Raw genomic sequence first — 15,631 nt, 5'->3', positions numbered from 1 at the left:
TTTTTGATGGAAATGTGGCGAGGGAGCTTGCTCCCGTTCGGCTGCGCAGCAGTCGTCAACCGGTGTTTGTGGTGTCGCTGTAAAAGCCGGGGCCGCTGCGCAGCCCAGCGCGAGCAAGCTCGCTCGCCACAGTGTCAGGAGGGTTGCGGCAATGACTCCGGGCGCGACCAGATCCACAGATTGCCCAGGCTCATGCCTGCAATGGCGAGGTAAACCGGCCAGTCGTGATCAAGCATCAGCAGCATCAGTCCGGCGCACAGCAGCATGCTCACGGTGGCACTGACCTTGGCCCGGCGCGCGATGAGTTTGCCGTTGCGCCAGTTGAACAGGATCGGCCCGAACAGCCGATGGTTTTCCAGCCAGGCACTCAGGCGCGGCGAACTCTTGGTGGCGGCCCAGGCGGCGAGCAGGATGAACTCGGTGGTCGGCACGCCCGGCACGACGATGGCGATCAGGCCGATGGCGAGGCTGATGTAGGCGAGTGCGCCGAACAGCAGGCGGGCGAGTCTGGAGGAGGGGAGTTGAGGCATAGGCTCATAAGTGTGAGGACAGGATCAAATGCTTACCGACGTGCTCTGTTCCCTGTGGGAGCGGGCTTGCCCGCGATTGCGGTGTATCAGCCGACATAAATGTTGCTGACCTGCCGTCTTCGCGGGCAAGCCCGCTCCCACAGGGGAATTGTCCGGCTTCAGGCGGGTTCGGCAGCTGTCGAATAGGCCTGCTCCAGCAGAACGGTGAAGCGGTTGAACGCAGCGATGGCGCCTTTGTCCAGCTCGGATTCTTCCTGCCCGGACAGCGCCAGGCCGTCCAGGGTTTTGACGAAGCTTTTCCAGCCTTCAGCACGGCCACCGGCCGGTTCGGCGAGGTGACGGGCGCCGAAGGTTTCGCTCAGGCCCAGACCGACAGCCCGTTTGATCAGGAACGCCGCGCCAAGCTTGGAGCCCTCCGAAACAAACAACCAGCCCAGCGCTTCGGCGTTGGTCGGGTGCTTGACTGCGCCGGCGACGGGCGCCGGCACTTCGGTCTGCAAGTCCGCCAGGTCAGCCTTTGCCGCTTCGGCCCGGCAACGCGCCGACAGGTCCGGGATGATGGCGATCAGTTTGGCATCGTCGTACAGCGCCATCAGTTCCGACTGGAACAGATACTGGGCCACCACGAATCGAGCAAAGTTGGCCTGGGTTTCGAAGGGCGCGTGGGCTTTGACCAGCGCATCGAGTTTGGTATGGGGCTCGTTAGTGATCTGATTCAAACGTTGCGAACGCAACGCCGGGCGTTGAGCAGTGTCTTGAGTGGTCATGAATAATCCTTGAAGAAAAGAGGCGCTTGGTAACGAGACGAACAAGAAGACGCCCGAGCGTAAAAAAACCTCACCTTGCGGTTTCAAATCAAACCGCGCCGCGAGGAGGGCAGGTCAGATGTCCCAGACCAGATTGACGGCGAAGTTGCGACCCGGTTGAGTCAGGCGATCGAGGTTGGCCGGTTGCGTGACCGAGGCTTCGCCGACGCTGTCGTAGCCGCGCACGTCATCCCACTGCCAGTATTTCTTGTCGGTCAGGTTGTACAGACCGGCATTGATCGTCACATCGTCAGTCACCTTGTAGAAACCGGCCAGGTCGAGCACGCCATAACCCGGGGTCTTGAACTGGGTGCTGGTGCCGTCCGGGGTCTTGAAGTTGCTGCTGTCGACACGGGTCTTGCGTTTCACCAGTGTCCAGCTCAACAACGCGCCGTAATTGTCCTGGTCATAACCCAGGCCAAACACACCGGTCAGCGGATTGACGCTGTTCAGTGGCTGGCCGTTGTCATCGTTACGGCCGTACAGATAGGCGACCGACCCTTGGGTATAAAGACCGTTTGGAGCGCCCAGGCTGTCGAGGTTCAGACGGCCCTTGAGCTCTAGGCCCTTGATAGTGGCGTGTGCGATGTTGTTGCTCTGGAAGGTGGTCTCGGTGTAACCGGGCGTGATGGCGTTCTCGTCGATGAAGTCGCGATATTTGTTGTAGAACACCGCCACATCGAACGTGCCCGCGTCGAACTGGCCACGCAGGCCGGTTTCATAGCTTTTGCTTTTTTCCGGTTCCAGATCCGGATTCGGCGCGACTTGATAGCCGCCCGCCACGTTCTCGAATCGGCCATACAAAGCCTTGGCGGTCGGTGTGCGGAAGCCTTCGGCGTATTGGCCATACCAGGTGTAGTTGTCATTGAATTGGTAGGTGGTGCCGAATTTCGGTGACAGGCGATGCCAGGTTTTGGTCTCGTCGCTTACCACGCCGTTGCCGCTCTGGTCGGCGGTGGCCAGGAACTCGTCAGTAATGTGCGGTTTGAGCTCGGTGTAGTCGTAACGAGCACCGGGCAGGAAGGTCCAGTTGCCCCAACTGATCTGATCCTGGGCGAACAGGCTGTAGCTGTTGATGGTCGGGTCCGGGAAGTCACTGGCCGGTTTCAGCGTGTCGGACGCGCTGGGGGCACCGATAACCCGGCAGGCACCGGCCACGGTCAGGCAAGTGCCGCTGCCGGTGCGCAAACCGGTGACTTTGTCCTGTTTGATCGTGGTGCCGTAGGTGACGACGTGATTAGTGCCGGCAACGGCAAATGCCTTGTCAGCCTGAGCATCGAACACCCATTGGCGATCCTTGTAGGTGGTATCTCGGTTGCGCAGCACCGTGCGTCCGGGAGGCGCGTAGATTTCCTCGGTAGTTTGGTCGGTCTTGGCGATCTGGTAATTCAATGTCCACTTGATGTTGTCGGCCAGAACGCTGTCCAGACCAAAGCTGTGTTCCAGACCAAAGCGTTCGCGCGTGACGGTGTCGTTACCGGTCCGGGATTTATAGAAGCCAAACCCGCGTCCTGCGTTGAACGGGCCGCCCACTGCGCTCAACTGGTTAGTGTCGCGGTCATCCTTGTAATGCTCGTAGGTCAGACCGAAGCGCGCGTCGTCGGCGTAGTTCCAGCCGAGCTTGGCCAGGACGTTGGTGGTGCGCACGTCCTCCGGGTTGGCTTCGGTGCGCTTCAGACCGCTGCCGCCGGTTTCACCATAGGAGTCGCTTTCGTGGCCATTGCGTTGGCTCAGGTGCAGCAAGCCGTCGAAGTCGCCGGCGCGCCCGGCAACCGTGCCGGACGTCAGCCAGCTGTCATCGGCCGAGCTGTAACCGGTTTTCAGACGGGCGCCGACGTCGTTGCCCGGTTTGATGATGTCGTCCGGGTCCAGCGTGTAGTAGCTGACCGCGCCGCCGATGGCGTTGCTGCCATACAGCACGGACGCCGGGCCGCGCAGGATCTCGACGCGTTTGACGATCTCGGGGTCGACATAGTTGCGGTTGGTCTGGGCGTAGGGACCGTTGAAAAAGCTGTCGGGGATTTGCACGCCATCGACCTGGGTCAGGACGCGGTTGCCGTCGATCCCGCGAATGTTGTAACCGGTGATCCCGGAGCGCTGACCGGCGCCGCCCACTGAAACCCCCGGTTCATAACGCACCAGCTCCTTGATGGTGTTGACGTTGCTGCGGTCCAGCTCTTCACGGGTGTGAACGGTCACCGTACCCGGCACGCTTTCAATGCTCTGTTCCTGACGGGTGGCGCTGATCGTCACCTGTTGCAGATTGAGCGCGCCACTGTTCAGGCGCTTCTCCAAAACGATGCTGTTGTTGCCCAGTTTGCGATAGCTCAGGTTGGTCCCCACCAACAGGCGATCCAGGGCTTTTTCCGGCGGCAACGACCCGCGCACGCCCGGCGAGGACACATTCTGCGCCAGTTCAGCCGGCAGACCGACTTGCCAACCCGTCACGGCGGTAAAGGCATTGAGCGCCGTGACCAGCGACTGCTGCGGGATCGCAAATGCGTAATCGCCCATGTTGCGCGTCGGTTGGTCGGTGGCGGTGGCGGCCAGCAACGGCGCGCTGCCGGCCATGAGGATGGCGGCGGTCAGCAGCGAGAGCACGCGTGAAGGTGAAGAAGAGTGGCGGGTAAGTCGAGAGGACATCGATAGCGCTCCGTGTCGCACGAATCTTTATAGGTGCTGATTAGCATTTGGAGATGCGAATCAATTGCATTGGCTATAACGAGACGTACGAGCTTCGACTATCGAGTAAAAATAATTCTCATTTAGTTCAGGATGACCAGCGCCGGGAATTCCCGAAGGCGGGCCGAGGTGATGTGAGCCAGCGAACGGACTACGTCCAGCGGTTGGTCGAGGCGGTAATTGCCGGTCACGGCAATATCGGCCAACTGCTCGTTGGTGTTGATGATCCAGCCCGGGTAGTAACGCCGCAACTCTGCGAGCACCTGGCTCATCGGGCAATTCTCGAACACCAGACGGCCCTGGACCCAGGCCAGGTCGGTTGCGGCATCGAGCTTGGCCGGGCGATCGAAACCGTTGGGGCCGATGCGCACACTTTCACCGGCGGACAAGCGCAGCCGCGCATCATTGCGAGTCGCGCGCAAGTCGACATCGCCGCGCTGCACGCGAATCTGCGCCACGCCATCGAGATAGCGCACCGCGAACGCCGTATCGTGCACGCTGGCTTGCACCGGTCCGGCGTCGATTTCCAGTGGCTGGTCGCGATTGCCCGGCACGTCGAAAAACGCTTCGCCCTGATACAAACGAGCAACGCGCTGTTGGCCGTTGATGGTGCTGGAAAACGCCGAATCGGTATTGAGCAACACCTGCGAACCGTCCGCCAGGTGCAGGCGTTGACGTTCCCCGACCACGGTCAAGTGATCGGCTTGCAGGCGCATTGGCAGGTTGCTGAAACTGAACAGACCGAGGATCAGCACAGCGGCGGTCGCCAGCGGTTTCCAATGCGGGCGCAGGCGCGACAGGACGCTGACTTTGGGGGGCCGGGTGGCGAGTTTTTGCGCGCACTGCACCACTTGCGGGCCGTCCCAGATCGCCTGGGCCCTGGCAAAGGCTTCGGCGTGCGAAGGATCGGCGTCCAGCCATTGCTGGAACTGACGAGCCTGTTCCTCGCTCGCACTGCCCATCACGATCAACCAGTCCAAAGCCTGGTCCATCGCGCTGGCGGAGTTCCGCGCCGGGGAGGGCGCAGGGGAACGGTCGGTGTCCGTCACGGGGTTTCCTCGGCAGTGTCTGTGCACGGCTGTTTTTTAATCAAACACTGAAAGTGGGCAAGGGTAGCAAAGCCTTGCATGCTCAGTCGCCGTTCAATCGCTCGGCGACACCGATGCAAATCGCCATGATCAGCTTGAGTTCCTTCTGCACGGTGCTTAACGACACGCCAAGTTGCCCGGAAATCTCCAGGTAACTGTGCCCGTGCAGACGGCTGAGGATGAAAATCTGTTGCTGGCGGGCACTGAGTTGACTGAGGCTCACGTTCAAACGCTCCAGCAATTGTTCGGCATGGGCGGCGTCCTCGGCACTGCTGGCAGGGGCGGCGATACTTTCCACCACCTGCTGCGGCACGTCGTCGAGCATTGTCCGCGACTGGATGCGTCGGGCACGCAAATGGTCCAGCGCCAGGTTGCGGGCGGTCTGGAACACGAAGGGTTCGAGGTGATCGATGGCCCGTTCGCCGAGCGCACGGGTCACGCGCAGGTAGGTTTCCTGCAACAGGTCTTCGGCGGTGCTGTGATTGTTGACCATCCGCTCCAAAGTACGCAGCAGCGAAACCCGCTGGGCGATGAAGACATGATTGAAGCGCGATTGACTCACGGGAGAACCTGATCCATTTCGAGCGAATGATAATGCTTATCATCCGCGCGGCTGGTCAAGTGCTCAATTGTGAAGGTTTATGCTCGGCCCAGCAGATAGGTCGCGTAGTCGGGAATGCGCTGCGAATGCGCCTGCTCCATCAGCGGGCTGCTGAGCAGGTAGTCGGCGCTGCATTCATTGCAGGCAACCGGGATGTTCCAGACGGCGGCCACCCGCAGCAAGGCCTTGATGTCGGGGTCGTGGGGCTGCGGCTCGAAGGGGTCCCAGAAGAACACCAGCATGTCGACCCGTTGCTCGGCGATGCGTGCACCCAGTTGCTGGTCGCCACCCAACGGGCCGCTGATCATGCTTTCCACCGGCAGGTCGAGGCGTTGTTGCAACAACAACCCCGTGGTGCCGGTGGCGACCAGTTCATGGTGCGCGAGTTTGTCTTTATGCCGCTCGGCCCAGTCCAGTAAGAACACTTTGCAGTGGTCGTGAGCGACCAGGGCGATACGCTTGCGCGCCGCCACGGTTTTTTGCGTGAAGCTGATACCGATCATGGGTTGCTGCTCCGGGGCTTGATGCACGACGCGAACAAACGTAGGAGCTGCCGAAGGCTGCGATCTTTTGATCTTTAGCGATTGCAAAAGATCAAGATCAAAAGATCGCAGCCTTCGGCAGCTCCTACAGGGCAACGTCAAACGAGCGCTGCGTTTATTCGGCGTTGCACAACGCCAGGCAGTTATCGAGCATGCGGTTGGAGAAGCCCCATTCGTTGTCGTACCAGGCCAACACCTTGAGCAGCTTGCCGCTGGATTTGGTGTGGTTGGCATCGAAGATCGACGACAGCGGGTTGTGATTGAAGTCGCTGGAGACCAGCGGCAAGGTGTTGTAGCCAAGAATCTTCGAATGCTGGCTGGCTTCTTTGAGCAGCGCATTCACTTCATCGGCCGACGCTTCGCGCTTCAGTTGCACGGTCAAGTCGACCAGCGACACATTGATCACCGGGACGCGCACCGCCATGCCGGTCAGTTTGCCCGCCAGTTCCGGCAGCACCAGGCCCACGGCTTCTGCCGCACCGGTCTTGCTCGGGATCATGTTCTGCGTCGCCGAACGGGCGCGGTACGGGTCGGTGTGGTAGACGTCAGTCAGGTTCTGGTCGTTGGTGTAGGCGTGGATGGTGGTCATCAAACCGCTTTCGATGCCGAGTTCGCGGTGCAGCACCTGGGCAATCGGCGCCAGGCAGTTGGTGGTGCACGACGCGTTGGAAATAATCTGGTGGGACTGGCGCAAAATGTCGTGGTTAACCCCATACACCACGGTGGCATCGGCGCCTTTGGCCGGGGCGGAGATGATCACTTTGCGTGCGCCGGCCGTAATATGTGCGGCGGCTTTGACCCGGTCGGTGAACAGGCCGGTGCATTCGAACACCACGTCGATCTTTTCCGCAGCCCAGGGCAGGTCGGCCGGGTTGCGGATGGCGCTGACCGCAATACGGTCGCCGTTGACGGTCAGGCTTTCCTGATCATGCTGAACATCAGCATCGAACGTGCCGTGAACAGTGTCGTACTTGAGCAGATGCGCGTTGATCGAGCTGTCACCCAAGTCATTGATGGCAACAATCTGCAGGTCCTGACGGTAGCCCTGGGTATACAGTGCGCGAAGGACGTTGCGGCCGATACGGCCAAAACCATTGATTGCGATTCGAAGAGTCATTTAACAGGGCCGCCGTCGATTTGTTGTTGGAATTACAAGATTATTCGCATAAAAATAGAAAACAAGCCTTTTTAATGGCAATATTTTGTTCAATCTACAACGAGTGACCTGAATCAACTGGTCCGAATGATCAAGAAAGCCGTCTGTCATCCCAACCACAACGGCACTTGTTCAGCATAGACAATCAGGTCGCCACATCCGTTAGCCTGGAGTTCTACACATGCATCCCCGCGTCCTTGAGGTCACCGAACGGCTTATCGCCCGCAGCCGCGCCACCCGCGAGGCTTACCTTGCGCTTATTCGCGGTGCAGCCAGTGAGGGTCCGATGCGCGGCAAGCTGCAATGCGCCAACTTCGCCCACGGCGTGGCCGGTTGCGGCACCGAAGACAAGCACAGCTTGCGCATGATGAACGCCGCGAACATCGCGATTGTTTCGTCATATAACGACATGCTCTCGGCGCATCAGCCGTACGAAGTCTTCCCTGAACAAATCAAAAAAGCCCTGCGCGAGATCGGCTCTGTCGGCCAGTTCGCCGGCGGCACCCCGGCCATGTGCGATGGCGTGACCCAAGGCGAACCGGGCATGGAGCTGAGCCTGCCGAGCCGTGAAGTGATCGCGCTGTCCACCGCCGTGGCGTTGTCCCACAACATGTTCGACGGCGCGCTGATGCTCGGCATCTGCGACAAAATCGTCCCGGGCCTGATGATGGGCGCGTTGCGCTTCGGTCATCTGCCGATGATTTTCGTGCCGGGCGGGCCGATGGTCTCGGGCATTTCCAACAAGCAGAAAGCCGATGTGCGCCAGCGCTACGCCGAAGGCAAGGCCACCCGCGAGGAGCTGCTGGAATCGGAGATGAACTCCTACCACAGCCCCGGCACCTGCACCTTCTACGGCACCGCCAACACCAACCAGTTGCTGATGGAAGTCATGGGCCTGCACTTGCCGGGTTCCTCTTTCGTCAACCCGAACACGCCACTGCGCGAAGCGTTGACCCGCGAAGCGGCGCATCAAGTCACGCGCCTGACCAAACAGAACGGCGCCTTCATGCCGATCGGCGAAATCGTCGACGAGCGTTCGCTGGTCAACTCGATCGTGGCGCTGAACGCCACCGGCGGCTCGACCAACCACACATTGCACATGCCGGCGATTGCGATGGCAGCGGGTATCCAATTGACCTGGCAGGACATGGCCGACCTCTCTGAAGTCGTGCCGACCCTGAGTCACGTCTACCCGAACGGCAAGGCCGACATCAACCACTTCCAGGCCTCCGGCGGTATGTCGTTCCTGATCCGCGAACTGCTGGAAGCCGGGTTGCTCCACGAAAACGTCAATACCGTGATGGGCCATGGCCTGAGCCGTTACACCCAGGAACCGTTCCTCGATAACGGTGAACTGGTCTGGCGCGAAGGCGTCACCGACAGCCTCGACGAGAGCATCTTGCGTCCGGTTGCGCGTGCGTTTTCGCCCGAAGGCGGGCTGCGTGTGATGGAAGGCAACCTCGGTCGCGGTGTGATGAAAGTCTCGGCGGTCGCGCTGGAAAACCAGATTGTCGAAGCACCGGCGATGGTGTTCCAGGATCAGCAGGACCTGGCCGATGCGTTCAAGGCCGGTCTGCTGGAGAAGGATTTCGTCGCGGTGATGCGCTTCCAGGGCCCGCGCTCCAACGGCATGCCGGAGCTGCACAAGATGACGCCGTTCCTCGGCGTGCTGCAGGATCGCGGCTTCAAGGTGGCGCTGGTGACGGACGGGCGCATGTCCGGCGCCTCGGGAAAAATCCCGGCGGCGATCCACGTCAGCCCCGAGGCATTTGTGGGCGGCGCTTTGGCGCGCGTGCAAGAGGGCGATATCATCCGCGTCGATGGCGTCAAAGGCACTTTGGAGCTTAAGGTGGACGCCGACGAATTTGCAGCGCGCGAACCGGCCAAGGGCCTTCTGGGCAACAACATTGGCAGCGGACGCGAGCTGTTCGGTTTCATGCGCATGGCCTTCAGCTCCGCAGAGCAGGGCGCCAGCGCCTTTACTTCTGCCCTGGAGACGCTTAATTGAAACTGGCTTTGGTCGGTGACATCGGTGGGACCAACGCACGTTTCGCGTTGTGGAAAAACCAGCAGCTGGAATCGGTTCAGGTGCTGGCAACGGCCGACCACGCCAGCCCGGAAGAGGCGATTGCGCTCTACCTGAGCGGGCTGGGTCTGGCGTTGGGATCGATCGGTTCGGTGTGCCTGTCGGTGGCCGGGCCGGTCAGCGGCGATGAGTTCAAGTTCACCAACAATCACTGGCGCCTGAGTCGCAAGACCTTCTGCAACATCTTGCAGGTGGATCGACTGCTGCTGGTCAACGACTTCTCGGCAATGGCCTTGGGCATGACGCGTTTGCAGCCGGGTGAATTTCGCGTGGTTTGCGAAGGCACCGCGGAACCGTTGCGCCCGGCGGTGGTGATCGGTCCGGGCACAGGCCTGGGCGTTGGCACGTTGCTGGATTTGGGCGAAGGCCGATTTGCGGCATTGCCGGGCGAGGGCGGTCACGTCGATTTGCCATTGAGCAGCCCGCGTGAAACCCAGCTGTGGCAGCACATCTTCAATGAGATTGGGCATGTCAGCGCGGAGACGGCGTTGAGCGGCAGCGGCTTGCCGCGAGTATATCGGGCGATCTGCGCAGTGGACGGGCATGAGCCGGTGCTGGATTCTCCGGAGTCGATCACGGCGGCCGGGCTGGCGGGCGACCCGATTGCGCTGGAAGTGCTGGAGCAATTCTGCTGCTGGCTCGGTCGTGTGGCGGGCAATAACGTGCTGACCACAGGCGCCCGGGGTGGTGTGTTCATCGTCGGCGGGGTGATTCCGCGTTTCGCCGATTTCTTTATCGAAAGTGGTTTTGCGCGATGCTTTGCCGACAAGGGCTGCATGAGCGATTACTTCAAGGGCATACCGGTGTGGCTGGTCACGGCGCCGTATTCCGGGTTGATGGGTGCGGGTGTGGCGCTTGATCAATCCATTCCAGCCTGAAATGAGTACCCATGTGGGAGCGAGCTTGCTCGCGATGGCGGTGTGTCAGTCAACGATGATGTTGAATGTGATGGCCCCATCGCGAGCAAGCTCGCTCCCACAGTTGTTTCAGTGGTGTTTGTAAATTCAGTGCTTAAGGCATAATCCGCCCCAATTCAAACAACAAGGACGCCGCCCCGTGAGCTCAGTCAACAAGTCGATTTTGTTGGTCGATGACGATCAAGAGATACGCGAGTTGCTGGACACCTACCTGACCCGCGCGGGTTTTCAGGTGCGCACCACGCCCGACGGCGCCGGTTTCCGCCAAGCCATGAACGACGCGCCGAGCGATCTGGTGATCCTCGACGTGATGCTGCCCGACGAAGACGGTTTCAGCCTCTGCCGCTGGATCCGCCAGCACCCGCGTCAGGCGCAAGTGCCGATCATCATGCTCACCGCCAGTTCCGACGAAGCCGACCGTGTCATCGGCCTGGAGCTGGGCGCGGACGACTACCTCGGCAAACCCTTCAGCCCCCGTGAACTCCAGGCGCGGATCAAAGCCTTGTTGCGCCGCGCACAATTCGGTCAGGAACGTTCCGGCGGTGAAGTGCTGGCCTTCGATGACTGGCGCCTGGACATGGTCAGCCATCGGCTGTTTCACATTGACGGCGAAGAAGTGATTCTCTCCGGCGCTGACTTCGCGCTGCTGAAACTGTTCCTCGATCACCCGCAGGAAATCCTCGATCGCGACACCATCGGCAATGCCACCCGTGGTCGCGACCTGATGCCGCTGGACCGGATCGTTGACATGGCAGTCAGCCGTCTGCGCCAGCGCCTGCGCGATACGGAAAAACCGCCTCGGCTGATCCGCACAGTGCGTGGCAGCGGTTATCAATTGGCTGCCAATGTGGTTGCCAGCAATGGTCACTGAGTTCTTCCGAAAGCTCGCCGCCCGCGTGCCGGTACCGCGTTCACTGCTCGGGCGGATGTTGCTGCTGACCCTGTTGGCGGTGCTGTTCGCGCAGGCACTATCGAGCGTGATCTGGGTCTCGCAATTGCGCGCCACGCAGTTGGAAGGCCTGGTCACCAGCGCCCGCAGCCTCGCGCATTCGATGACCGCCAGCGTCAGTTATTTCCGTTCGTTGCCGGTGGCGTTCCGGCCGCTGGTACTCGATCAGTTGCGCAGCATGGGCGGCACCCGTTTCGTGGTGACCCTCAATGACAAACCCCTGGGCATGGACGTGCTGCCGATCACCCCGCGCAAAGAAGCGGTGCTCAAGGCGGTGGACGAAGTGCTGCGCCAGTCGCTGGGACAGGACACGGACATCTCGGTGACTTTCGTCAGCCCCGAAGACCTGCGGATCTTCAACGGTGGCCTGAAACTCGATGAACTGCCGCGCTCGTGGGCGCATTACGCGCTGACCCTGGAACCGGTGAACCCGCCGGTGCTGGTCACGCAAATCCAGATGGCGCCGGGGGAATGGCTGTACATCGCGTCCTTGTTGCCCGAGCCCTACACCAGTCTCGAAGAGCAGGGCCTACCGGCGCAGCAGGTCTGGTTCATCGTCCTCACCAGCGGTTTTCTGTTGTTGTTCATTGGTCTGCTGGTGCATTGGCAAAGTCGTCCGCTCAAGCGTCTGGCGCGGGCGGCGCGGGACATGTCCCTCGGCGCCGAAGTCGAGCCGGTGGCGGAGGGCGGCGGTAGTGAAGTGGTTGAAGTGGGCCGCGCGTTCAATGCCATGCGCGAACGCATCAGCCGTTACCTGACCGAACGCAGTCAGTTGTTCAGTGCGATTTCCCATGACTTGCGCACACCGATCACCCGGCTGCGCCTGCGGGTCGAATTGCTCGAGGACGAAAAGCTGCAAGCCAAGTTCGGCCGCGATCTGGATGAGCTGGAGCTGCTGGTCAAAGGTGCGTTGCAATGCGTGAAAGATACGGACATCCACGAAAACATCGAACCGGTTGACCTCAACCATGTGCTCGATTGCCTGGTGGAGCCGTATCTGGCGCCCAACGGCAACGGTCGCGTCACCCAGCAGGGGCGGGCCCTGGCAGCGTATCCCGGCAAACCGCTGGCGCTCAAGCGCTGCATCGGCAACCTGATCGACAACGCCTTGAAGTACGGGCAGAACGCGCACCTGCATATCGATGACGACGAGAACGCGTTTGTCCTGCACGTCGATGACGAAGGGCCGGGCGTGCCGGAGCAACGCTTGGAGCAGGTATTCGAGCCGCACTTCCGGCTGGCCGGGCAGCAGCAGGGTTATGGGCTGGGGTTGGGGATTGCGCGCAACATTGCGCATAGCCATGGCGGCGAGGTGAGTCTGCAGAATTTGCGTGAAGGCGGGCTGAGAGTGACGCTGCAACTACCTCGGAGTGTCGACTAAGCAGATCAAAAGATCGCAGCCTTTGGCAGCTCCTACACCGACCTGCGTAGGAGCTGCCGAAGGCTGCGATCTTTTGATCCCGCTTTGTCACAAAACGGTGACATATAGCGCGCCCTTCGTTACAAGCCCACCCCCGCCCGTTGTTTAGACTGCCTGCAGTCATAACAACAAAAAAGGCACCCCATGGACACCTTCCAACCCGGCTTCAGCAGTTGGCTGAACGCACCGGCCCATCTGCAATGGCTCGCCGACGAAGGCCTTCGCCTGCTGGCATTCGCCAAGGCTTCGCAGCTGCCTGACGGTTTCGGCAATCTCGATGAAAAGGGCTGCCTGCCGACGAATGCCCAAGCCGAAACCATGAACACCGCGCGCATGACCCACAGCTTCGCCATGGCCCATATCCAGGGCCTGCCGGGCTTCGCCGCGCTGGTGGACCATGGCATTCAGGCACTCAGCGGGCCGTTGAAGGATGCCGCGCACGGCGGCTGGTTTGCCACCGCGCATCACCGCGATGACAACACCGACAAGGCGGCTTACTTGCACGCCTTCGTCGCCCTGGCCGCCAGCTCTGCGGTGGTCGCGCAACGTCCCGGCGCGCAAGCCTTGCTCGATGACGCGATCGACATCATCGACACGCATTTCTGGAGCGAAGAGGAGGGCGCCATGCGCGAATCCTTCAATCGCGACTGGAGTGAAGAAGAAAGCTATCGCGGCGCCAACAGCAACATGCACGCCACCGAAGCCTTCCTCGCCCTCGCCGATGTCACCGAAGACAACCGCTGGCTGTGCCGCGCGCAACGCATTGTCGAGCGCGTGATCCATGGTCACGCCGCCGCCAACGACTTTCTGGTGGTGGAGCATTTCGACCGCGACTGGCAACCGCTGCGCGATTACAACCACGACAACCCGGCCGATGGTTTCCGTCCTTACGGCACCACCCCGGGCCACGGTTTCGAATGGGCGCGGCTGTTGCTGCACCTCGAAGCGGCGCGGGTGCAGGCCGGGATGCTGACGCCGGGATGGCTGGTCACCGACGCGCAAAAACTCTTCGAACACAACTGCCGCCATGGCTGGAATATCGACGGTGAACCGGGGATCGTCTACACCCTCGATTGGGACAATCGCGCCGTGGTTCGCCATCGTTTGCACTGGACCCATTGCGAGGCCAGCGCCGCGGCCAGCGCGCTGCTTAAACGCACGGGCGAGGCGCACTACGAAACCTGGTACCGACTGTTCTGGGATTTCTGTGACCGTCATTTCATCGACCGCTGCGATGGCAGCTGGCACCACGAACTTGATCCGCTCAACCGCCCGAGTGCCGATATCTGGGCCGGTAAACCCGACCTTTATCACGCCTGGCAAGCCGTGTTGATTCCGCGCCTGCCGCTGGCGCCGAGCATGGCCAGCGCCTTGGCAAGGTTGTCCCAGAGCGGTTCTATGTAACCATGCGGTGACATTCACGCGTCCCTTCGTTACCTGCGAAGGGATGACTCCTGTTTAAAATCCATGCAGCGCAAGCACCAGACTTGCAATGCATAACAACAAGAAAGGTACTTTTAGATGAATGCGATTTCTCGCCTCGCTACTGTCATTTCTCTCGCTTCCCTGTCTGCGCTCCCTCTCAGTGTGCTTGCCGCCGAATCCAAAGGTTCCGTGGAAGTCGTTCACTGGTGGACGTCGGGTGGTGAAAAAGCAGCGGTCGATGTTCTGAAGGCTCAAGTCGAAAAAGACGGCTTCACCTGGAAGGACGGCGCTGTTGCCGGTGGTGGCGGTTCCACAGCCATGACCGTACTCAAAAGCCGCGCCGTTGCCGGTAACCCGCCGGGCGTTGCCCAGATCAAAGGTCCGGACATCCAGGAGTGGGGCAGCACTGGCCTGCTCAGCACCGACACCCTGAAAGACGTTGCCAAGTCCGAAGGCTGGGATGGCTTGCTGTCGAAGAAAGTCTCCGACACGGTCAAGTACGAAGGTGATTACGTCGCCGTTCCGGTGAACATTCACCGCGTGAACTGGCTGTGGATCAACCCGGAAGTGTTCAAGAAAGCCGGCATCGAAAAAGCCCCGACCACCCTCGAAGAATTCTATGCCGCCGGCGACAAGCTCAAAGCCGCAGGCTTCATTGCGCTCGCCCACGGTGGCCAGCCTTGGCAGGACAGCACCGTGTTTGAAGACGTGGTGCTCTCGGTCATGGGGGCTGACGGTTACAAAAAAGCGCTGGTAGACCTGGATCAGAAAACCCTCTCCGGGGCCGAGATGACCAAGTCGTTTACCGAGCTGAAAAAACTCACGGGCTACATGGACCCGAACCGCGCCGGTCGTGACTGGAACATCGCTGCCGCCGACGTCATCAACGGCAAGGCCGGTATGCAGATGATGGGCGACTGGGCGAAAAGCGAATGGACTGCCGCGAAAAAAGTGGCAGGCAAGGACTACCAGTGCGTGCCGTTCCCGGGCACCGAAAAAGCCTTCACCTACAACATCGACTCCCTGGCGGTGTTCAAGTTGAAAGCCGATCGCAAGGGCGACATCGCCGCTCAGCAAGACCTGGCCAAGGTCGCGCTGGGTAAAGACTTCCAGAAGGTCTTCAGCATCAACAAAGGCTCGATCCCGGTCCGCACCGACATGCTCAACGACATGAGCGGCCTGGGCTTCGATTCCTGCGCTCAATCGGCCGCCAAGGATTTCCTGGCGGACGAGAAGACGGGCGGCCTGCAACCGAGCATGGCGCACAACATGGCCACATCCCTGGCCGTGCAAGGCGCGATCTTCGACGTGGTCACCAACTTCATGAACGACAAGGATGCTGACCCGGCCAAGGCCAGCGCCCAACTGGCATCGGCCGTCAAAGCCGCCCAGTAATCCCTGACATCGAGTGAGGCCCCTGTAGGAGCTG

The 15,631-nt window shown here is 60.8% G+C and carries 13 protein-coding genes; 6 read left to right on the top strand and 7 right to left on the bottom strand.

Translation table 11 applies throughout. The features are described 5' to 3' along the window. Positions 1-134: 134 nt before the first annotated feature. The 7 genes from F8N62_RS03830 to gap form a co-directional block, all read right to left on the bottom strand. Positions 135-530, bottom strand: a complete 396-nt coding sequence (locus tag F8N62_RS03830) for a YbaN family protein (protein ID WP_150709713.1) — start codon at positions 528-530, stop codon at positions 135-137. 158 nt (positions 531-688) lie between these two features. Continuing rightward, positions 689-1,297 carry a biliverdin-producing heme oxygenase gene (locus F8N62_RS03825; RefSeq protein WP_150709712.1) on the bottom strand — a complete coding sequence of 203 codons (609 nt, stop codon included), beginning with the start codon at positions 1,295-1,297 and terminating at the stop codon, positions 689-691. Positions 1,298-1,411: 114 nt separating this feature from the next. Next, a complete protein-coding gene (locus tag F8N62_RS03820) occupies positions 1,412-3,979 on the bottom strand; it encodes a TonB-dependent receptor (RefSeq protein ID WP_150709711.1) in 2,568 nt (855 codons plus the stop codon). Positions 3,980-4,101: 122 nt separating this feature from the next. Continuing rightward, on the bottom strand, positions 4,102-5,067 hold the full coding sequence (locus F8N62_RS03815) for a FecR family protein (protein ID WP_150709710.1): 966 nt from the start codon (positions 5,065-5,067) through the stop codon (positions 4,102-4,104). Between the two features lie 82 nt (positions 5,068-5,149). Further along, positions 5,150-5,668: an RNA polymerase sigma factor gene (locus F8N62_RS03810; RefSeq protein ID WP_150709709.1), complete on the bottom strand. Its 519-nt coding sequence runs from the start codon at positions 5,666-5,668 to the stop codon at positions 5,150-5,152. 77 nt (positions 5,669-5,745) lie between these two features. Further along, the gene (locus F8N62_RS03805) at positions 5,746-6,210 is read right to left on the bottom strand and encodes a methylglyoxal synthase (RefSeq protein WP_150709708.1); all 465 of its coding nucleotides are present in this window, start codon (positions 6,208-6,210) and stop codon (positions 5,746-5,748) included. 154 nt (positions 6,211-6,364) lie between these two features. Beyond that, positions 6,365-7,366, bottom strand: a complete 1,002-nt coding sequence (gene gap, locus F8N62_RS03800) for a type I glyceraldehyde-3-phosphate dehydrogenase (RefSeq protein WP_150709707.1) — start codon at positions 7,364-7,366, stop codon at positions 6,365-6,367. Positions 7,367-7,586: 220 nt separating this feature from the next. Between gap and edd the strand changes: the two genes are divergently transcribed. The 6 genes from edd (at position 7,587) to F8N62_RS03770 (ending at position 15,597) form a co-directional block, all read left to right on the top strand. Beyond that, the gene (gene edd / locus F8N62_RS03795) at positions 7,587-9,413 is read left to right on the top strand and encodes a phosphogluconate dehydratase (protein WP_150709706.1); all 1,827 of its coding nucleotides are present in this window, start codon (positions 7,587-7,589) and stop codon (positions 9,411-9,413) included. Beyond that, complete coding sequence (locus F8N62_RS03790; protein WP_150709705.1) at positions 9,410-10,369, top strand: glucokinase; 960 nt, start codon at positions 9,410-9,412, stop codon at positions 10,367-10,369. The genes edd and F8N62_RS03790 overlap by 4 nt, the downstream gene beginning before the upstream one ends. A 178-nt stretch (positions 10,370-10,547) precedes the next feature. Next, complete coding sequence (locus F8N62_RS03785; RefSeq protein ID WP_109634248.1) at positions 10,548-11,279, top strand: response regulator; 732 nt, start codon at positions 10,548-10,550, stop codon at positions 11,277-11,279. Next, positions 11,269-12,738, top strand: coding sequence for an ATP-binding protein (locus tag F8N62_RS03780; protein ID WP_150709704.1), 1,470 nt, complete (start codon positions 11,269-11,271; stop codon positions 12,736-12,738). The genes F8N62_RS03785 and F8N62_RS03780 overlap by 11 nt, the downstream gene beginning before the upstream one ends. Before the next feature lie 183 nt (positions 12,739-12,921). After that, the gene (locus F8N62_RS03775; protein WP_150709703.1) at positions 12,922-14,181 is read left to right on the top strand and encodes an AGE family epimerase/isomerase; all 1,260 of its coding nucleotides are present in this window, start codon (positions 12,922-12,924) and stop codon (positions 14,179-14,181) included. Positions 14,182-14,298: 117 nt separating this feature from the next. Then, complete coding sequence (locus F8N62_RS03770; RefSeq protein ID WP_150709702.1) at positions 14,299-15,597, top strand: ABC transporter substrate-binding protein; 1,299 nt, start codon at positions 14,299-14,301, stop codon at positions 15,595-15,597. Positions 15,598-15,631 lie beyond the last annotated feature (34 nt).

The sequence above is a fragment of the Pseudomonas fluorescens genome (assembly GCF_902497785.1).
GTDB classification, from domain to species: Bacteria; Pseudomonadota; Gammaproteobacteria; order Pseudomonadales; family Pseudomonadaceae; genus Aquipseudomonas; species Aquipseudomonas fluorescens_BO.
The sequence above is the reverse complement of the archived record's forward strand: the minus strand, read 5'-3'. Positions and strand labels throughout refer to the sequence as shown.